At 52.2% G+C, this 18,404-nt stretch carries 19 protein-coding genes; 18 read left to right on the forward strand and 1 reads right to left on the reverse strand.

Going from position 1 to position 18,404, the window contains the following annotated elements; genetic code table 11:
• The 9 genes from JDF658_RS07550 to holA form a co-directional block, all read left to right on the forward strand.
• Nucleotides 1–984: MFS transporter (locus tag JDF658_RS07550; RefSeq protein ID WP_143311971.1), on the forward strand; the 984-nt coding region annotated here is incomplete at its 5' end.
• A complete protein-coding gene (locus JDF658_RS07555; protein WP_079907037.1) occupies nucleotides 981–1,742 on the forward strand; it encodes a carbohydrate deacetylase in 762 nt (253 codons plus the stop codon). The genes JDF658_RS07550 and JDF658_RS07555, both read left to right, overlap by 4 nt.
• A 254-nt stretch (nucleotides 1,743–1,996) precedes the next feature.
• Nucleotides 1,997–2,539 carry a Crp/Fnr family transcriptional regulator gene (locus tag JDF658_RS07560; RefSeq protein WP_242946634.1) on the forward strand — a complete coding sequence of 181 codons (543 nt, stop codon included), beginning with the start codon at nucleotides 1,997–1,999 and terminating at the stop codon, nucleotides 2,537–2,539.
• 196 nt (nucleotides 2,540–2,735) lie between these two features.
• Nucleotides 2,736–3,047, forward strand: coding sequence for a pyridoxamine 5'-phosphate oxidase family protein (locus JDF658_RS07565; protein WP_078664167.1), 312 nt, complete (start codon nucleotides 2,736–2,738; stop codon nucleotides 3,045–3,047).
• A gap of 98 nt (nucleotides 3,048–3,145) precedes the next feature.
• On the forward strand, nucleotides 3,146–3,775 hold the full coding sequence (locus JDF658_RS07570) for a flavodoxin family protein (protein ID WP_079907039.1): 630 nt from the start codon (nucleotides 3,146–3,148) through the stop codon (nucleotides 3,773–3,775).
• Nucleotides 3,776–3,796: 21 nt separating this feature from the next.
• Nucleotides 3,797–4,414, forward strand: a complete 618-nt coding sequence (locus tag JDF658_RS07575; protein ID WP_079907040.1) for a nitroreductase family protein — start codon at nucleotides 3,797–3,799, stop codon at nucleotides 4,412–4,414.
• A 75-nt stretch (nucleotides 4,415–4,489) separates the two neighbouring features.
• Entirely contained in the window at nucleotides 4,490–4,960 is a 471-nt protein-coding gene (locus JDF658_RS07580; protein ID WP_078666296.1) for a helix-hairpin-helix domain-containing protein, read from the forward strand.
• Nucleotides 4,957–7,197 (forward strand): DNA internalization-related competence protein ComEC/Rec2, encoded by a 2,241-nt coding sequence (locus JDF658_RS07585; protein WP_079907042.1) that lies wholly within the window; start codon nucleotides 4,957–4,959, stop codon nucleotides 7,195–7,197. The genes JDF658_RS07580 and JDF658_RS07585 overlap by 4 nt, the downstream gene beginning before the upstream one ends.
• Complete coding sequence (holA, locus tag JDF658_RS07590; RefSeq protein ID WP_079907043.1) at nucleotides 7,197–8,204, forward strand: DNA polymerase III subunit delta; 1,008 nt, start codon at nucleotides 7,197–7,199, stop codon at nucleotides 8,202–8,204. The genes JDF658_RS07585 and holA overlap by 1 nt, the downstream gene beginning before the upstream one ends.
• A gap of 53 nt (nucleotides 8,205–8,257) precedes the next feature.
• On the opposite strand, the gene rpsT is transcribed toward holA, so the two are convergent.
• Nucleotides 8,258–8,524, reverse strand: a complete 267-nt coding sequence (rpsT, locus tag JDF658_RS07595) for a 30S ribosomal protein S20 (RefSeq protein WP_079907045.1) — start codon at nucleotides 8,522–8,524, stop codon at nucleotides 8,258–8,260.
• Between the two features lie 141 nt (nucleotides 8,525–8,665).
• On the opposite strand from rpsT, the gene JDF658_RS07600 reads away from it, so the two are divergent.
• From JDF658_RS07600 to lepA, 9 genes are all read left to right on the forward strand, one after another.
• Nucleotides 8,666–8,995, forward strand: a complete 330-nt coding sequence (locus JDF658_RS07600; RefSeq protein WP_174182987.1) for a phage holin family protein — start codon at nucleotides 8,666–8,668, stop codon at nucleotides 8,993–8,995.
• 108 nt (nucleotides 8,996–9,103) lie between these two features.
• Nucleotides 9,104–10,132, forward strand: coding sequence for a stage II sporulation protein P (spoIIP, locus tag JDF658_RS07605; protein ID WP_079907046.1), 1,029 nt, complete (start codon nucleotides 9,104–9,106; stop codon nucleotides 10,130–10,132).
• Between the two features lie 51 nt (nucleotides 10,133–10,183).
• The gene (locus tag JDF658_RS07610; protein ID WP_079907047.1) at nucleotides 10,184–11,074 is read left to right on the forward strand and encodes a DMT family transporter; all 891 of its coding nucleotides are present in this window, start codon (nucleotides 10,184–10,186) and stop codon (nucleotides 11,072–11,074) included.
• A 33-nt stretch (nucleotides 11,075–11,107) separates the two neighbouring features.
• Nucleotides 11,108–11,332 carry a hypothetical protein gene (locus tag JDF658_RS07615; RefSeq protein WP_078666290.1) on the forward strand — a complete coding sequence of 75 codons (225 nt, stop codon included), beginning with the start codon at nucleotides 11,108–11,110 and terminating at the stop codon, nucleotides 11,330–11,332.
• Nucleotides 11,325–12,896: a murein biosynthesis integral membrane protein MurJ gene (gene murJ, locus JDF658_RS07620; protein WP_079907048.1), complete on the forward strand. Its 1,572-nt coding sequence runs from the start codon at nucleotides 11,325–11,327 to the stop codon at nucleotides 12,894–12,896. The genes JDF658_RS07615 and murJ overlap by 8 nt, the downstream gene beginning before the upstream one ends.
• 76 nt (nucleotides 12,897–12,972) lie before the next feature.
• Nucleotides 12,973–14,472 (forward strand): spore germination protein, encoded by a 1,500-nt coding sequence (locus JDF658_RS07625; protein ID WP_079907049.1) that lies wholly within the window; start codon nucleotides 12,973–12,975, stop codon nucleotides 14,470–14,472.
• Nucleotides 14,465–15,568 carry an endospore germination permease gene (locus JDF658_RS07630; RefSeq protein ID WP_079907050.1) on the forward strand — a complete coding sequence of 368 codons (1,104 nt, stop codon included), beginning with the start codon at nucleotides 14,465–14,467 and terminating at the stop codon, nucleotides 15,566–15,568. Before JDF658_RS07625 ends, JDF658_RS07630 begins: the two co-directional genes overlap by 8 nt.
• Nucleotides 15,555–16,652: a Ger(x)C family spore germination protein gene (locus tag JDF658_RS07635; RefSeq protein ID WP_079907051.1), complete on the forward strand. Its 1,098-nt coding sequence runs from the start codon at nucleotides 15,555–15,557 to the stop codon at nucleotides 16,650–16,652. Before JDF658_RS07630 ends, JDF658_RS07635 begins: the two co-directional genes overlap by 14 nt.
• 69 nt (nucleotides 16,653–16,721) lie before the next feature.
• A partial coding sequence (gene lepA / locus JDF658_RS07640) for a translation elongation factor 4 (RefSeq protein ID WP_242946632.1) occupies nucleotides 16,722–18,404 on the forward strand: 1,683 nt, incomplete at its 3' end.

Here is an 18,404-nt window from a genome sequence, read left to right on the forward strand (position 1 = left end):
TTGTTTATCCTTGGCCTGGCTGGCACCGGACTCTTCCTGGTCGCCCGGGCTTATACCAGCAGCCGCTGGCCGATTCTGGGGCTGGCGGTTCTTAGTGGTCTGACTTATGCCCTGGTTCAGGTCAATTTATATCCGGCCATTTCGGAATTGACTGGCGGCCGGGAACGGTCCGATTTTTTCAGCCTGGTTTTTGCGCTGCAGTTGCTGGGCGGTTTGGGCGGAAGTATCCTGGGCGGAGCCATCTCCGACTTGTTGCAGTTCTGGCAACTGACGGAAAAAACGGCTTTGCAGCTGGTGCTTACTCTGGCGGGGCTCTTAATGATACTGGGGGGCTGGCTGCAAAGCAGGAGCGGGGATTGGTCCGGGCCGGGCCAGGATCAGTACCGACAGGATCAGTCTTTGGCCTGGTCCAGGGAAGACCGGAAGGCAATGCTGGGGATTATCGGGTTTGCAGCCTTGATCGGCATTGGGGCCGGGTTGTTCATACCCTATATGAATATCTATTTTCGCCAGAGCTATGGAGCCAGTTACAGTGCCATCGGCCTGATTACTGGCCTGGGCCAGGCTACTACTGCATGGGCTGTCCTGCTGGGCAATGCCTGGGCTAAACGCTGGGGTTTTGTACGGACTATTATTGTTTTGCAGCTGGCTTCCCTGCCCTTTGCGGTAGGATTAGGTTATACACCTAATTTGCTCTGGGCAGCTCTCTTTTTCCTGGCGCGTATGGCCTTGATGAATGCTGCCCATCCGCTGGTGCAAAATATTACCCTGACGGCAGTGGCCGCAGATAAACGCGGGCTGGCTTCTTCCCTGAACGGCACTCTCTACCAGGCGGGCTGGGCCGTGGGAGGGCCGCTGACCGGTTATTTGCTGCACTGGGGAGGTTACCAAGCCGTCTTCTGGGGTGTCGGTTTGTTATATCTGGTAGGTACCGGCTGGTTTTATCTCTTTTTTGGCCGGCCATTGAAGGAGGAAGGGGAATGAGCAAGTGGCTAATTGTCAATGGCGATGATTTCGGATTATCTCCCGGCATCAACGAAGGGGTACGGCGCTGCCACCGGGAAGGGATTTTGACCAGCACTACCATCCTGGTCAACCAGCCCTGGGCCCGGGAGGCGGTGGACCTCAGCCGGGAATGTCCGGCCCTGGAAATGGGTGTGCATCTCAATTTGACAGTGGGCAAGGCCCTGACTGACGGCCGCCAGTTTGAACCCTATCCCGTTTTGTATGAACGCCTGCAGCGGGCCAGTGCCGAAGAGATCGCTCGTTTCCAGGAATGGGCGGAAGCAGAATGGCTGGCCCAGATTCAAACGGCCCGCAGCTGGGGCCTGGAACTGAGTCACCTGGATTCCCATCATCATGTCCACGGTTGGCCCTGGTTACGGCCGGTAGCACTGCACCTGGCCCGGCTCTTTGATTTACCCCTGCGGGCTCCCCAGGAGGAGGCTAAAGCCTTTTTCCGGCAGCAGGGAGTAGCAACTCCCGACTTTTTTGTGGAGCATTTTTTTGGTGCCGGGGTGACCAGGGAGAATTTTGAAAAAATCTTACAGGGGATGGCTGCTGGTTTTACAGAAGTGATGACCCATCCGGCGGTACCTGACTGGCAACTGCTGGCCATCAGCTCATATACCGAAAACCGGGGGCGGGAACTGGAGATTTTGCGCTGGCCGGGCTGGCAGGAAATAATGGCTGAGCTGGGAATTACTCCGGGTCACTGGCGTGATATTATGAGGAATTGGTAAAAGCGCATGTCAAAAATTTTACTTTGAAGGATGTTACTTTCAGTTATAATTTATTTAAATCTTTTAGAGTCAAAATATGAGCTGTTCCTCACAAGAAAGGTGATAACAGTGAAACGAAGTTATTTATGTTTGCACGAATTACCGGTTTTTCAGGGTTTGGATAGATCGGAGTTTGCTAGTGTTTGTATTAGTACAACCAAAAAAAAATTCCAAAAGATAATTTTCTGTTCTATCAAGGTGAGCTTGCTAACACTATTTATTTAGTTAAAGCAGGGAAACTTAAACTTGTACAGATTAATGAGGAAGGGCGGGAAATAATCATTGAAGTAATAGGGCCTGGAGAAATAATTGGTGAGGAAGCATTGTTTCAAAAGGAGGAACAGAAGCATCTTTTTAGTGCAATTGCAATGGATGAAGCCATGGTATGTTGCTTTAATCGCAATCAGTTCGAGAAATTACTTCTACAAAACCCTGGTTTAGCAATAAAAATTATTAGTTATCTTGGACAAAAATTATATAAAATGACACAACACTTTAGTGAAGTAGTTGGCACATCAGTTAAGGATAAATTATTGCGACTATTTTTTAAGTTAGCAGATGTGTATGGACGGAAAACATCTAATGGAATAGTTATAGAATTGGAAATTACCCAACAAGAATTGGGTGATATGATAGGGGCCTCACGGGTTATGGTAAGTTATGCTTTGAAAGAATTGCGCAATTCAGGCATCATTATCCGATATGGAAAAAACTATATTCTGAAACCTGGACATTGTCTTGAAAAATATTGGGGTTGATAGGAAGTAATAAAGGGGTGGATATCCACCCCTTAAAGTGCTTTATAAGCTGTAAAAGATTTTACGTATAATTATTTTATATTTGTGATAAGCTGCAAAAAATGAAAAATGTAGTAAAAAAATTTACAACTTTCATAATTTGCTCGGCTTATAATAAACTTGTAGCCAAACAATCAGCTATAAGGAGGCGGGTGTTGTGGTAATCACTAAAGAAATTCAAGAATTAATCCCTATTGCTCCTATTATTCCTATTGTCACAGTATCTAGTAAAGGAGAACCACACTTGATTGTAGTAGGCAAAGTAAAGGAGGTGCGTGATAGCGATATTTTAGTTTTTGATATCTATAAAATGCAAACTACGCAACAGAATATCCTTGAAACTGGTAAAATGCAAGTAGTTATTGCCAGCCGGGAAGGTACTCCCAGGGGCTATCGTATTACCGGAAAAGCGCAGGTAGAAGGAAAACAAGTTTTGTTTAAAGCGGAAAGAGCGGAGCCGTTATTATAAAATAGAATGTGCAGTTATAGGACGCACCGGAATTAATCCGGTGCTGTTGTTTCAGTAATGTTTGTTTAATTTATATAATGTAGAAAGGGGGAAAATAAATGGCTCTTATCCTTGGTTTTAGTGGAAGTCCCATACCTAACAGTAATCTTGACTTTGTTATACGTGAAATTCTCCAGGCAACAGGACATAAAACTGAATTCATAAAAATCTCTCATCATAACATAAGGCCATGTCTGGGATGTTTTAAATGTGTTTCCACAAATAGGTGTGTGCAAGATGATGAAATGAATAAATTTCTGGAAAAAATTATAGAAGCGCAAGGTATTGTTATTGGGGGGTTTCCTACATTTTTCAGTTTGAATGCTTTAACCAAAACTTTTCTTGAGCGATGGTATCCACTTAAGCATAGGAGAATGTTAACTCATGGAAAATATGGAGTCACCGTAGCTGGAGGCTTTCGAGATGCTGCCAAAGTCAAAGAATATATTAATTCCTTTTTTAAATGGTATCAAATGGATTTGGTTGGAGATATTCAAATATCTGGTAATGCTCCCTGTCTTTTCTGCGGCTACGGGGAAGACTGTTTATACAGTAATGTTCCCCTTTTCTACGGAAGCAACAGAATTCGACCTGAAATGTTCTTTCAAGCTAAGGAAGACAAAGATTTACTGGAAAAGGCCAGAAGTCTTGGGCGCAAACTAGGGGAAAAAGTTTTAATAAAAGCGTAATAAGAACACAGGAGGTAAGCAATGGAGAAAGAACAGATTTATGAACTGATGCGCAGCCGGCGCAGTATCCGGCTTTACAAGCCCGACCCTATTCCTCAGGAGACGCTGGAGCGGATCATTGCCGGGGCCCTCTGGGCCCCCTCGGGGATGAACAAACAGGACTGGCTGGTGGTAGTGGTAACCGGCGAGAAAAAACAGGAGCTGATTCGCCTGTTTGGCGAAGGGGGAGAATATTTACGGGAACGGCTGGAACAGCTCTTCCCCCCCAAAATGGTCAATCTGACTATGCAGTTCTTTCGCACTGGCGGCAATGCCCAGGCCATCGTGCTGGTCTATGTACCCAGGGAACAGATAAAGATTTCGCCTGACATGAATCTTAATGAGCGCCATGCTGCCGAACATGATCGCATGGGCGCGATCCAGAGCGCTTCAGCCCTGATTCAGAACCTGTTGCTGCTGGCGCATGCCGAAGGGCTGGGTTCCTGCTGGCTCAATGGGCCTCTGTTCGTGCAGGAGGAAATCAACGCCTTGCTGGGTATCAAGGATAAGGAACTGGTGGCTGCCGTAACTCTGGGCTGGCCGGATCAGCAACCACCGGTACCACCCCGCAAACCGGATCGCGTCCTCTGGTACAAATAAACGACAAAATCTCCCAAAAAAGCCCCCTTGTTCCCGGGGGCTTTTCTTTTTTACAATGGGAGAGAGGTGAGAAAATTGGTCAGGAAAGTCATCATTGGTCTCTGTGCCGGTTTGGCCTGCTTTTTACTGGGCTGGCAAACCGGGCGGCTGGTGGAAAAAGAGCCGGCAGCCATGGTGCTAAAGGCGGACAAGCTCTTGAACCAGGTTAAACTGCCGGTTGATGCCAGCCTGGTGCCCGCAGCTCAGCCCCGGGTGGAGGAAGAAAAGCAAGAGCAATCCCTGACGGAGGTAAAAAAGGAGGCGCCGAAAAAGGTACAGACCAGAACAAAAATTAAAAATAACCAGCAAACGCAGCAGGTGGTGAACATTAATCAGGCTACCGCTGAGGAACTGGAGAATCTGCCTGGTATCGGTCCGGCCCTGGCCCGGCGAATAGTGGAATATCGCAATCAGCATGGTCTTTTTACTGATAAAGAGCAGTTACTGGCTGTGCCGGGCATCGGGCCGAAAAAGATGGTGGAACTCCGGCCCCGGGTCAGGATATGAATCCCCTGGTTGGAACTGCCCTCAGCTACGCTCTGGTGCTGCTCAGCTGGGAACAGGGGGGATGGCTGTTCTGGTTTGCTTGCCTGTTGGCCCTGCTGGCCCTTTTTAGCTGGCGGCCCCGGAAGATTCTACTGCCCATCGGGGCAGGGATAGTGCTGGCGGGGCTGGTGCTGGCTCTCTGGCAATATTCCTTTCCTCGCTTGCCCTGGCAGGAGGGGCAAAAGGTGACTGTGGAAGGGGAATGGCTGGAAACCAGTCCGACAGCTTATGGCTGGAAAGGCATCCTGCGTACTGATGCTGGCAAAGTGCTGGTCTATACCGGGACGGAGATCGGGGCAGGGCGCCGGGCCCGGGTTAGTGGTAAGGCGGAACAGCCGCCCCCGGCCCTCAATCCCGGCCAGTTCGATTACCGGCGCTATCTCTGGCACCGGAAGATCAGCTGGCAAATCAAGGCGGACAGGGTGAGTGACCTGGGGCCAGGCAGCAGTTGGCGCCTGGCTCTGGCAGGGCTGAGGGGACAAATCAGCCAGCAGGCACTAAACAATGCGCCGGGCCGCAGTGGCACCTTGCTGGCAGCCATGGTCTGGGGTCAGGAGCAGTACCTGGAGTCAGAGACCAGAGATGGACTGAACCGGGCGGGGCTGGCCCATCTCCTTTCTGTTTCCGGCTTCCATGTCTCCCTGCTGGCGGTGCCGGTCTGGCTCTGGAGCCGCCGGCTGGGGGGCTCGCCCTGGTGGCGGCTGGGGGCAGCTCTGACCCTGGCCCTTTTTTATGGCGCTCTTTCCGGTTTTGAGCCACCTGTACTCAGGGCGCTGATTATGCTGGCTCTGGCCATGCTGGGCCGGGAGCTGGGCCAGGGCAAAGATGATGAAGCCGGATTAGCCCTGGCTCTGTTTCTGACTTCCTTTACCCAGCCCTTGCTGATTACGGAAGCTGGTTACCAGCTGACCTTTCTTGCCACCTGGGCCTTGCTGGTGCCTGGGCGGCAGCTGAGGGGGCGCTGGGCCTGGCTGTCTTTGCCCCTGCTGGTACAGGCCTTCACTTTACCAGCACTGATTTACCACTTCCACTACTTTAATCCCTGGTCCCTGCTGGCCAATCTGCTGCTAACCCCGGTGGCTACTCTGGCTCTCTGGCTGGGGTTTCTGGCCGGGAGTCTGGGCTGGTTCTGGCCCCTCTGGGGACAGGCCCTTTATCCGGCAGCAGCGTTGCCGGCCCTGCTGTTGCTTGCAGCTGCTGACCTGATCCAGCAGTTGCCAGGGGCCCGGTTGGCTTTTCGGGGCTGGTCGGCGGCTGCTACCGTCCTGTTTTTGCTGGTGCTGGCCTGGTTTTTACGGGGCGGCTGGGCGGGCAGCAGTGGCCTCTGGCTGCGGGGTTGGGCCTGGCGGCTATTGCCTGGTCGCTGGCGCTACGGACTGGCGGTAGGGCTGGTAATAGGCTGTTTTAGCCTTTACTGGCGCTGGTCCCAACCGGCTTTACAGGTTACCTGGCTGGCTGTAGGGGAAGGGTTTGCTGCGGTAATCACTACCCGGACCGGGGAAACCTATTTGCTGGATGCCGGCCCAGCCGGCAAGCGGGTAGTAGGGGCCTATCTGGCCCAGGCGGGAATTGATCATCTGCGGGGAGTCATCATTACCCACCCTCATGCTGACCATTATGGGGGTCTGGAGGAGCTTATGGGGAAGGTGAGCATCGACTGGCTGGCAGCGGGGCCGGGAGCCTGGCAGGAACCGGCGCTGGCTGCCCTGGGGCAGAGCTGGCAGAGGGAGGGAACCCGACTACTCACCTGGCAGCAGGGGGAAGACAGACAGCTGGCCCCTGGTATGCGCCTCAGGGTATTAATGGCCAGAACAGCAGGAGAGGATTGGAATCAGCGCTCCCTTGTGATAGAATTGAAAAAGGATAATTACTCCCTCTTGTTTACCGGAGATGCCGATCGTCAGGGGCTGGACCAGCTGGCCAGTGCCTACCGGCCCCAGGACCTGCTGGCAGTAACTATGCCCCATCATGGCAGCCGGGATGGTGCTAGTGGCTACTGGCTGCAGGGCTGGCAACCCCGGCTGGCGGTGATTCCTGTAGGCCCTAATCGCTATGGTCACCCCCATCAGGAAACCCTGCTCAGGCTGCAAAGGCAGGGGATAGCCGTATTGCGCACTGACCGCCAGGGAGCGGTAAGCCTTAGTTGGCCGGAGGGAGAGGATCCGCAGATTAGCTTTTTCAGGCAGGAGGAACCTTAATGCTGGCAGCAGACGGAGTTTTACAGAGCATTAAAAGAGGGGTAGTCAGTCCCCTTTATTTTATCTATGGTGAGGAAACCTGGCAGATTCGGGAGCTGGTACGGGCTTTTCGGGAGTTGCTGGCTCCCGCGCTGCGGGATTTTAATTTACAGGTACTGGATGGGAAGAACACTTCCTGGGAGCAGCTGGTAAACAGCGCCCGCACCATTCCCTTTCTGGCTGAACGGCGGGTAGTAATCGTGGAAAACTGGCAGGCCCTGCTCGCGGGAGAAGGCGGGCAGGGGGAAGAAGTCTTTTTGAGCTACCTGTCTGATCCCAACCCGGCCACGACCCTGGTGCTGGTCCAGGAAGGCAAGCCGGATAAAGGGCGGAAAGCGGTGAAGGCCCTGGAAAAAGCAGCCCAGGTGGTGCAGTGTACCCAACCCAAAGGCAGTGAATTGCTGGAGTTTATCCGCAACCAGGCCAGGCAGCTGGGCTTGAGACTGGAAGAGGAGGCGATCCGGGAGCTGGCCCTGATGGCAGGTAGTAACCTGCCTTTGCTCCACCAGGAGCTGCAAAAACTGGCCCTGTATGCCCAGGGGGAGATGCTGAACAAGGACCAGATTCAGGAGCTGGTGGCCCCTAGTCCAGAAGCAACCATCTTTCAGCTGGTGGATGCGGTGGCTGAAGGGCGCTTTACCGCAGCCTTACCGCTGTTGAAAGAACTTCTTTTTCACGGGGAACCACCGGCACGCATCCTGTATATGCTTACCCGCCAGTTTCGCTTGCTCTGGCAGGCCAGTTTGCTGGCAGCACGGGGCTACGGGGATAAGCAAATAGCTGCCCAGATCAATGCCCCCCCTTTTGCTGTTCCCAAATTACTGCGCCAGAGCCGCCGGTTTTCTGAGGGGGATTTCTATACCATCTGGGACATACTGCTGGAGGCAGATCTGGCCCTCAAAACCAGTCGCCAGGACCAGCAGCTGGTGCTGGAGCTGACAATTTTACGGTTGTGCGGAAAAAAATAAAAACAGCAGGACTGTGAGCCTGCTGTTTTTTTAATGACTAATCTGTCGACAAATTAGCCGGCGATTTGATTGAATTTCCTGGTTAAACGGGATTTGCGCCGAGCAGCGGCGTTCTTATGTAGAACACCTTTGGTAACTGCCTTGTCCAACAGGCGGCAAGCCTTAACTAAAGCAGCTTTGGCGTTATCCACATCAGTGGTGGCCAGAGCTTCATGGAAACGCCGGATGGCAGTTTTTACGGTGGATTTGATGGCAGCATTGCGCAAAGCACGCTTTCTGGCTTTGATAGCTCTTTTGGCTGCGGACTTGATGTTGGCCACAGATTTCACCTCCTTCGGGGTTGCAGTCAACAAAAGTAATTTTAACATGAGTAACCCAAAAAAGCAAGAGTATAAATTAAGAATAGGATATGGTCAATTGGGTATCCTAACGTTGAACGTAAAAACAAGGGGGTGAAAATAATGCTGGGAGCGATTGTGCGTTTTATAGTCTCTGCCATAGTACTTATGGTTGTCAGTTTCCTGGTACCCGGCTTTAAGGTTGCCGGTTTCGTCGGCGCCCTGATAGCAGCAGCGGTTATTGCGATTCTGGGTTATGTGGCTGAGCTGGTACTGGGAGACAAAGTCTCACCGCGTAGCCGGGGTCTGGTCGGCTTTATTACCGCAGCGGTGGTTATCTATCTGGCCCAGTTTATCGTTCCGGCCCAGATCAGCGCTTCCATTCTGGGAGCATTGATTGCCGCTTTTGTCATCGGTTTGATCGATGCAGTGGTACCGACCATGATTCGCTAACAGGAAAAGTTAAAATAAAAGGACTGTCGGCAAAAGTGCCGGCAGTTTTTTTGTTCTATTTGCCTGAAGGCCTGCATAGATATATTCTGCAGGCAGGAGGTGGACAAAATGCGGTTCAAAGGCAGGACAGCGGGCTGGTTAGCCCTGGGATTGACTACTTTGCTGGCGGCCTGGTGGAATATTCCCACCCGGGCCCAGGTGGAGGCGGTAGATAAGGTGGGGCAAATAGCGCCCAAAATGGATGCCCGTCAGATGTTACAGCGGGAATTGCCTTTGCTGGGAACGGAAATGATGTGGACAAGCCCGGAATGGCTGCCGGTAGGCAAACCCCAGGTATATCTGGCCCAGGGGATTCCCTTCTTGCGGGTGATGGCCGAAGAGGAGGAATGGAATGACAGTGATAAACCAGTGGCCCGGACCGATAGGGTGGTGGATAGTGTCTATCAGCCCCAGGCTGATCCGCATGAAGAGGTCAAACCGGAACAGGTGCCGGGTTTAGGTCAGTTTCGCCTCTGGTTGCCAGCGGGACAGAAGGTTCCTCTGGTTGGGATTTATAATACCCATACTTCCGAAACCTATCGCCTTACTGATAAAACCGACAAGGTACCCGGGGAAAAAGGCGGGGTTTTTGCCGCTGCTTCCGCCCTGGCGGAAGAACTGAGCAGCCGCTATGGCATTGGCGTAGTGCAGAGCCAGGCTATTCATGATGAAAACTGGCTTCTGCATAATCCCTATGCCAATTCGGCTGTGACGGCCCGGCAGATGCTGGAAAAGTATCCGGACTTGCAGCTTCTTATTGATATTCACCGGGATGCAGAAGTGCCCCGGGAGAATAGTGTGGTAAAAATCCAGGGTCGGGAGGCCGCCCGGATTATGCTGGTGGTGGGCACCAACAGCAGGGGCAATCACCCCAGCTGGCAAAAAAACCTGGCTTTTGCCCAGCAGCTGGCAAAGCAGATTGAGCAACAATATCCAGGCCTGGTGCGAAAGGTGCTGACTAAACCTGGCCGCTATAACCAGCATCTCCATCCCCGGGCTGTTTTGATTGAAATAGGGAGTACAAGCAATTCTACAGCTGAGGCAGAATACACTGCCCGCCTGCTGGCTAAAATGGTAGCAGATGTTGTCAAGAAATAAAATCAGGAGTATAATCGTTGTTAAGTATAGAGAGATAGGGGATGGGGACAGGTGCAATATTTATTACTGGTATTGACAGCTTTTTTCTGGGGTGGGGCCTTTATTGCTGGAAAAGTGGCAGTAAAGACGACACCCCCTTTTGTCGTGGCTTTTTTACGTTTTCTGATAGCTGGTATTTTACTTTTGTTGCTACTGAGGCGTCGGGAGGGTTGGCCGGACTGGCGGAAGAAAGAAAATTTCTATGGTCTTTTCTTTTTAGGTCTAACCGGGGTGTTTGGCTATAATATGCTATTTTTTGAGGCTCTCAAACATACTTCTCCTGTCAATGGTTCCCTGATTGTGGCGGCCAATCCCGGAGTTACGGCTTTAATCAATCGCTTCTGGCATGGTGAAAGACTGGGGCCACGGCGCTGGCTGGGGATTCTGCTGTCCTTTACCGGGGTTACTCTGGTCATCTGCCGGGGAGATCTGGAGCTGCTGGCCAATTTGCGCTTTAATTTTGGCGATATTCTGCTGGTGGGCGCTACTTTGTGCTGGGCCCTTTATTCCATCAAAGGCAAAGAGGTCATGAACAACTTTACTCCCCTGGCGGCCACGGCTTTTGCCTGTACGTTCGGGGCCTTATTACTCTTGCCTTTTGCCCTCTGGCAGGGGGGGCAACAGGGATGGAGCTGGCTGGGACAGGCCCAGCCCTGGCTGGCCATTATCTTTTTGGCAATTTTTGCTTCTGTGCTGGGGTTTGTCTGGTGGTACCAGGGAGTGCAGGCTATCGGGGCATCCCGGGCTGCCATTTTCATCAATCTGGTGCCCATTTCAGTGATGCTGATGTCAGCCCTGCAGGGGGAAAAGTTGACCTGGGTACAGCTGCTGGGAGCAGCCCTGGTGCTGGGTGGGGTTTATCTGACCTCCATGGCTAAAGTCCAGCCTGGCCGGGCACACTAAAAAGTAAAAGCCTGGTTGAAAGGATGGACCCCTGTGCAAAAACTGGTGCTGGTACTGGCACTGACGGTGACTTTCTGGGGAGTGGCAACAGCCTACTCTGTATTTGTCCACTGGGTGAAGCCGCCTGCTGACCCCTGGCAACGAACGGTACAGGGGCTGGAGCGAAGCTTCAAAAAGGTGGAAAAGCGACTGACCGTGGAACTGGCGGCCCGCAGGGCTTTGCTGAAATACTGGCGAAAGGAAGACGGACATGAGTAGCAAAAGCGGTGGAGTGGCCCGGGCGGCCGGTATTTTAATGGTGACCATGATATTAAGCCGCATCCTGGGACTGGTAAGGGATCAGGTGCTTACTGCCCGCTTTGGCAGCAGCCATTTAACTGATGCTTATCTGGCGGCTTTTACCATACCCGATTTGCTATATAACTTGCTGGTGGGTGGCGCCCTGAGCGCCGCCTTTATTCCGGTTTTTTCCTCCTACCTGGCCCGGGGGGAAGAGAAAGAGGCCTTTACTGTTGCCTCTACAGCTATCAATCTGGTTATGCTGCTTCTCAGTCTGGGGACAGTGCTGGCCATGATATTTACCCCCGCTCTGATGCCCCTGGTAGCTTACAAGTTTCCTGCTGAGACCAGGGAAATAACCATTTATCTGACCCGCATTATGTTGCCTTCGGTGCTATTTACCGCCCTTAACGGGCTGATGATGGGCATTCTCAATTCCTACAAGCATTTTACCGCTCCGGCGGTAGGGGCACTCTGGTATAATGTGGCCATCATCCTGGCTGGTTGGTTTCTCGCCCCCTGGCTGGGGATTGCAGCCTTTCCGGTGGGGGTCTTGCTGGGAGTAATGGCCAATTTCCTCTGGCAGTTGCCCCGGGTGAAAAAAATAGGCTTTCGTTACCGGCCGGTACTGGAGCTCCGGCATCCTGGCCTGCAAAAAATGCTGTGGCTGATGTTACCGGCTTTACTGGGGCTGGCGGCCAATCAGATCAATCTGATTATCAATCAGAATCTGGCTTCCGGACTGGATGCAGGCAGTATCACAGCCCTACGGGTAGCCAACCGCCTGATGGCGGTACCTCTGGGGGTTTTTGCCTTTGCGATTGGGGCTGCGGTTTTTCCCACCCTTACCTCACTGGCGGCTGTGGGCAAAATGTCGGAATTCAAAAACACTCTGCTGGATGGCCTGCGTTCGGTTTTTTTCATTACCCTGCCGGCAGCCGCAGGTCTGATGGCATTAGCAGAACCCATTGTGCGCCTGCTGTTTCAGCAGGGCAAGTTTTCTGCTGCTGATACCCGGCTGACAGCCCTGGCCCTGTTCTGGTATTGTCTCGGCCTTTTTGCCCAGGGAGCGGTGCTGGTGGTAACCCGGGCTTTTTATGCTTTGCAGGATACCACTACTCCTGTAAGTGTGGCAGTGGTAACAATCTTAATCAACTATCTACTGAATGTAGCTATGGTGGAGCGCTTTGCAGCGCCCGGGCTGGCTTTTGGTTATTCGGTTACAGGTATTATCAATTTCCTGGCTTTGCTTTATCTTTTGCGGCGCAAGACCGGGCCTCTCGGACTGTCCCAGCTGGTGCGTTCCTGGGGCAAGGGCAGTATAGCTGCTCTGGTGATGGGGATAGCGGTTTATTTCCTGGACCAGGGGCTGGTGCAGGTGGTCCCGGTCAGCCAGAAGGGAGGGCAGTTGCTGGAAGTACTGCTCACTGTGACAAGTGGAGCTGCCCTGTACTGGTTGCTGGCTCGCCTCTTCAAAATGCAGGAAGCGGAACAGGTGCGCCAGCTGGTGTTGCGGCGTTTGAACAGGCAACGAGCGGCTTAGCTCTTGCCTGTATTTTTTTTCACCTCGGAGAAATACTAACCTCAGCAGGCAGAGTTTGGCTGAACGAGGTGAGAGTATGCGCTGGTTTGGGGGTAAAAAGAGCAATTCGCTGAAAGCACGGGTTCAGTACCTGCAGGGACGGTTTCAACAGGCCCCTGATTTTACTATTCGCTATTTTCGCATTGGCAAAAGCCTGGAACAGGAAGGCGCCATTGTTTTCTTGAAAGGCATTGTTGATCGCACCATGGTCCATGCCGATATTCTGCGGCCTTTGCTGATCTGGGGGCGGCAGATGGAGAGCGTGGACTGGCAGGCAACAGAATCTTTGTTGTTATCGGTAGGGCAAATCAAGGAACTGGGAAATATAGAGGAGGGGGTACAGTCCCTGTTGCGCGGGGATACTCTCTTGTTGCTGGATGGGCTGGACCTGATTTATGCCATTAATACCCGGGGCTGGGAAAAACGGGGCATAACGGAACCCTCTTCGGAGCCGGTTATTCGTGGTCCTCATGATGGCTTTACGGAAACCCTGGTCACTAACCTGTCCCAAATTCGGCGGCGGCTGAAAACCACCCGGCTCAAAGCCAAACGTTATCAGGTGGGGAGATATAGCAAGACTGATGTGGCTTTGCTTTACCTGGATGGTATCGCCAATCCCCAGGTAATCGAGGAGCTGGAGAAACGGATCGAACAGCTGGATCTGGATGCTTTGCAAAGCAGTGGCCAACTGGAACAACTGATCGAAGATAATCCCTATTCTCCTTTTCCCCAGATTCAGTCCACCGAGCGACCGGACAAAGCAGTGGCCAATTTACTGGAGGGCCGGGTGGTTTTGGTGGTGGATGGTAGCCCCCAGGTGCTGATTGCCCCGTCGGTTTTCAGCCAGTTTTACCAGAGTCCGGAGGATTACGGTTCCCGCTGGCTAATGGCCACTTTTGTGCGCCTGATGAGGCTGGGCGGGTTCATAGTGGCTCTGACTCTGCCGGCAATTTATATTGCCTTGATTTCTTTCAATTATGAGATGATACCTCTGCGCTTATTGATACCTCTGGCGGAAAGCCGTTCCCGGGTGCCTTTTCCGCCCATAGTTGAGGCAATGCTGATGGAAATAACCATTGAGCTGTTGCGGGAAGCGGGGATTCGCCTGCCCAGCCCTATCGGACAAACTATCGGTATCGTGGGCGGTCTGGTGGTGGGCCAGGCGGCCGTGCAGGCTGGCCTGGTCTCCAATGTTATGGTAATTGTAGTAGCGGTGACAGCCATTGCATCTTTTGTGGTGCCTACCTATGATGTGGGCTTTTCGGTACGGCTTTTGCGTTTCCCCCTTATGTTTCTGGCCTCAGCCTTTGGGCTGGTGGGGATTGCAGTGGGTTTGACCATGTTGCTGGCCCATCTGGCTATTCTGGAGTCGGTAGGTACTCCTTATGCCCTGGGTATCAGCCCCTTGCGCCTTAAGGACTGGCTGGATTCAGCTATTCGTGCGCCTAGCTGGTTTCTGAATCAGCGGCCTACCATCGGTCATCCCTTGAACCGGACCAGACAGCAGACGGGAAAGGGGGAGAAAAAGCATGAGTAAAACGGCACCAGCAGGCAAGCTTACCCGACAACAGCTATTTTTCCTTATTTCCGGGATCCAGATCGGGGTGGGTATACTTTCCTTGCCAGCTGGTTTGCACAAGGTTGCCCGCCAGGATGGCTGGATTTCCGCCTTTATTGCGGGGTTAATGGCTGCCCTGGGACTGGTGTTTATCCATCTGGTTTGCCGCCGCTTTCCCGGACAGGCCCTTTATGATATTCTGGACAGCGTTTGGGGGAAATATCTGGGTAAATTCTGGACTGGATTGTTTATTATCTATTTCTGGGCTACAGGGGCGGTAATTTTCTGTATATATTTGGAAATCCTGCAAATCTGGATGCTGCCCCTGACACCGCGCTGGGTCCTGATTATCCTTTTAATGTTACCGGTTTTTTACCTGGTATTCAATGGGTTGACTGTACTGGGACGTTTTGCGGAAATGCTGTTTCTCATCAGTGCCTGGATTGTGATCCTTCTTTATTTCCCTCTGCGGGAGGCTCACTGGTATTATCTCAAACCCATCGGTACGGCAGGCCTGAAAGCCATCCTGCTGGGGAGTTTTAAAGCAGCTCTGGCTATGCTGGGGTTTGAGTTTTACTGGCTGGCCTATCCCTATACCAGTCCACGGCGGCGCTTGCTCTTCTGGGCCCTGGCTGCCAATGGCCTGGTTACTATTCTCTACATGGCAGTAACAGTAATTGCTTTTGCTTTTTATAGCCCGGAGGAGATTGAAAGCTGGCGCTGGCCGACTCTGGGCTTACTCAAGGTGATTCAGTTTTCTTTTATTGAGCGGATGGAATATGTGATTTTAGCTCTTTGGGTGCCGGTAGTCCTTTTGACTGTGATTGGGATGTTTTATGGTGCCGGTTTAGGAACAGCGCATTTGCTGAAGCGTAAGGATCATCGTTATCTAACTTTGCTTCTGGTCCTGCTGGCAGGGGTTGTCGACATATTTTTACCTGATGCTGATAAATTGAGTAAACTGGGAGATTATCTGGGTTATGCCGGTTTAGGGCTGGGGATCCTCCTGCCAGGACTAAGCTGGTTGCTGGCCAGTTTGCTGCCCAGGGGAGGGATGAGGAATGAAAAGAATTAAAACCCTGGCTCTGGGCTTGATTCTATTAATCACCAGTGGTTGCTGGGATGCCAGACCCCTGGAAGAAAGCACCATCACCCTGAGTGTGGGGATTGACCGGGATGAACGGGGACGGTTGCTCATGACCACCGTGGCTCCAGTGCTGGAGGAAGATGCGAAAAAGAAGGTACTGGTTGTCTCCACTCTGGCCCATACTCCCCGCCAGGCTCGCATGAATCTGGACCGGATGTTACCAAATCCGATCAGTGGTGGTAAACTCCAATTTATTTTGATCGGTGAGGAACAAGCCCGAAATGGTATCCGGGGTATCATGGATGTGTTTTTCCGGGATCCTGGCAATCCTTCTACTGCCTATGTGGGAGTAGTGGAGGGCAAGGCCCAGGAGCTCTTTATGCAGGAATATCCTGATAAGCCCCGCATTTCCCTTTACCTGGCCAGCCTGGTCAAACACGGTAAGGGGGAAGGAAAGGTGATACCTGTTACAGTGCAGCGCCTGCGCACCATGATGTATGATGAAGGCCAGGATACCTTTTTGCCCTATTTTCGCCGGGGGGCCAAGGAAGTTAGCCTGGCTGGCACTGCGTTGTTTATAGAGGACAAATTCAAAACAGTCCTGCCGCCACGGGAAAGCGCCTGGCTCTCCCTGGTTAACGGCGATACCAGCAGAATAAAACTTACTATGCGCTGGCGCAAGGATGAACTGGAAACACCTGATGACTTCCTTTCGGTCTGTTATTTTGCCGAGGATCGGGACTTCAAGGTGCATAAAGGAGAGGGGTGGAAAGTGGAAATAAATCTAAAAACCAGGACGTCCCTGGAGGAAGTTCCCTGGGATTTAGATTTAAGTGATAAAAAAACTGTCAAGAAAATACAGAGTTTTTTAAGTCAGGAAGCTCAGAGGGAAATAATGAATATGTTGCGGTTTGTACAGAAAGTGCCTGCTGATGTCCTGGGTGTGGGCCAGCGGATACGGGCAGAGTTCCCGCGGGAATGGCAAAAAATGGACTGGAGGCAGGAATTTCCCCGGGTAAAGTTTCAAGTCAAGGTTCAGGTGGATATTGCCCGCACTGGATTGACCAAATAGGATTGCTCCTCAGGGCAGAAAATGCTATAATATTTTGGTAACTGATGCCCTGAAGGAGGACAGAACAGCATGGTCCATGACCATATTCGCAATTTCTGCATTATCGCTCATATTGACCACGGCAAATCCACTCTGGCCGACCGGCTGTTGGAATATACCGGCACCTTAAGTGAACGGGAAATGACGGAACAGGTGCTGGACTTGATGGAACTGGAAAAGGAACGGGGTATTACCATCAAGCTGCAGGCTGTGCGCCTCAATTATAAGGCCAGGGATGGCAGGGAATACATCCTCAACCTGATTGACACACCTGGCCATGTGGACTTTACCTATGAGGTATCCCGAAGTCTGGCCGCCTGTGAAGGAGCGCTGCTGGTGGTGGATGCCTCCCAGGGGATTGAGGCCCAGACTCTGGCCAATGTCTATATGGCCTTAGAGCATGATCTGGAAATCATCCCGGTAATCAATAAAATCGACCTGCCCAGTGCCGAGCCGGAGCGGGTGCGGCAGGAGATTGAAGATGTAATCGGTCTGGATGCTTCTGAAGCCATCCTGGCTTCAGCCAAAGCCGGTATCGGGGTGGAAGAGATTCTGGAAGCCATTGTAGCCAAAATTCCGGCTCCCAAGGGGGATCCTGAGGCTCCCCTGCAGGCCTTGATTTTTGACAGTCACTTTGACCCCTACAAGGGGGTAATCGTCTACTTCCGGGTAGTGCAGGGCACCATCAAAAAAGGTATGAAGATTCGCTTCATGGCCACGGGCAAGGAGTTTGAAGTCACCGAAGTGGGGACTTTCCGGCCTTTCCCGGTGCCGACAGAGCAGCTGTCGGTGGGTGAGGTGGGCTATCTGGCGGCCAGTATCAAAAATGTGAAAGATACTACTGTTGGGGATACTATTACCGAAGCGGAGCGGCCGGCTGCTGAGCCTTTGCCCGGTTACCGCAAGGCCACGCCCATGGTCTTCTGTGGCCTCTATCCAGTGGATAGCGGGGATTATGAGGATCTGCGGGATGCCCTGGAAAAGCTCAATCTCAATGATGCGGCCTTAATCTATGAGCCGGAGACATCGGTGGCGCTGGGTTTTGGTTTTCGCTGTGGGTTCCTGGGGCTGTTACACATGGAGATTATCCAGGAGCGCCTGGAGCGGGAATACGGCCTGACTTTGATCACTACTGCCCCCAGTGTGGTCTACCGGGTTTTTCTGACCAACGGGGAAGTAATCGATATCGATAACCCTACCAAATTGCCGCCGCCTACTCAGATCGAACACCTGGAGGAACCCTATGTCAAAGCCACCATCATGGTGCCCAACAATTTTGTCGGGGCAATTATGGATCTGGCTCAGGAAAAGCGGGGCAATTTCCTCAACATGGAATACCTGAGTGAAAGCCGGGTCATGTTGCATTATGAACTGCCCCTGGCGGAAATCGTTTATGATTTCTTTGATCAGCTTAAATCCAGGACCAAGGGTTATGCTTCTTTTGATTATGAATTCATTGGCTACAAGCCATCCAAACTGGTCAAACTGGATATACTCATCCACGGGGAAGTGGTGGATGCCCTTTCCTTTATTGTCCACAAGGACAAAGCCTACCAGCGCGGGCGGCAGATGGTGGAAAAACTGCGGGATCTCATCCCCCGCCACCAGTTTGAAATCCCTATCCAGGCGGCCATCGGCAATAAAGTCATCGCCCGGGAGACGGTCAAGGCTTTACGCAAAAATGTACTGGCCAAGTGTTATGGCGGGGGGATT

This window comes from Carboxydocella sp. JDF658 (assembly GCF_002049395.1).
Lineage (GTDB): Bacteria > Bacillota.

Bases quoted from the DNA above. Each gene is read 5' to 3' on its own strand.
- JDF658_RS07555 (WP_079907037.1), top strand. From the start codon at position 981: ATGAGCAAGTGGCTAATTGTCAATGGCGATGATTTCGGATTATCTCCC.
- JDF658_RS07570 (WP_079907039.1), top strand. From the start codon at position 3,146: ATGGCTCTTATCCTTGGTTTTAGTGGAAGTCCCATACCTAACAGTAAT.
- JDF658_RS07575 (WP_079907040.1), top strand. From the start codon at position 3,797: ATGGAGAAAGAACAGATTTATGAACTGATGCGCAGCCGGCGCAGTATC.
- JDF658_RS07585 (WP_079907042.1), top strand. From the start codon at position 4,957: ATGAATCCCCTGGTTGGAACTGCCCTCAGCTACGCTCTGGTGCTGCTC.
- holA (WP_079907043.1), top strand. From the start codon at position 7,197: ATGCTGGCAGCAGACGGAGTTTTACAGAGCATTAAAAGAGGGGTAGTC.
- JDF658_RS07600 (WP_174182987.1), top strand. From the start codon at position 8,666: ATGCTGGGAGCGATTGTGCGTTTTATAGTCTCTGCCATAGTACTTATG.
- spoIIP (WP_079907046.1), top strand. From the start codon at position 9,104: ATGCGGTTCAAAGGCAGGACAGCGGGCTGGTTAGCCCTGGGATTGACT.
- murJ (WP_079907048.1), top strand. From the start codon at position 11,325: ATGAGTAGCAAAAGCGGTGGAGTGGCCCGGGCGGCCGGTATTTTAATG.
- JDF658_RS07625 (WP_079907049.1), top strand. From the start codon at position 12,973: ATGCGCTGGTTTGGGGGTAAAAAGAGCAATTCGCTGAAAGCACGGGTT.
- JDF658_RS07630 (WP_079907050.1), top strand. From the start codon at position 14,465: ATGAGTAAAACGGCACCAGCAGGCAAGCTTACCCGACAACAGCTATTT.
- JDF658_RS07635 (WP_079907051.1), top strand. From the start codon at position 15,555: ATGAAAAGAATTAAAACCCTGGCTCTGGGCTTGATTCTATTAATCACC.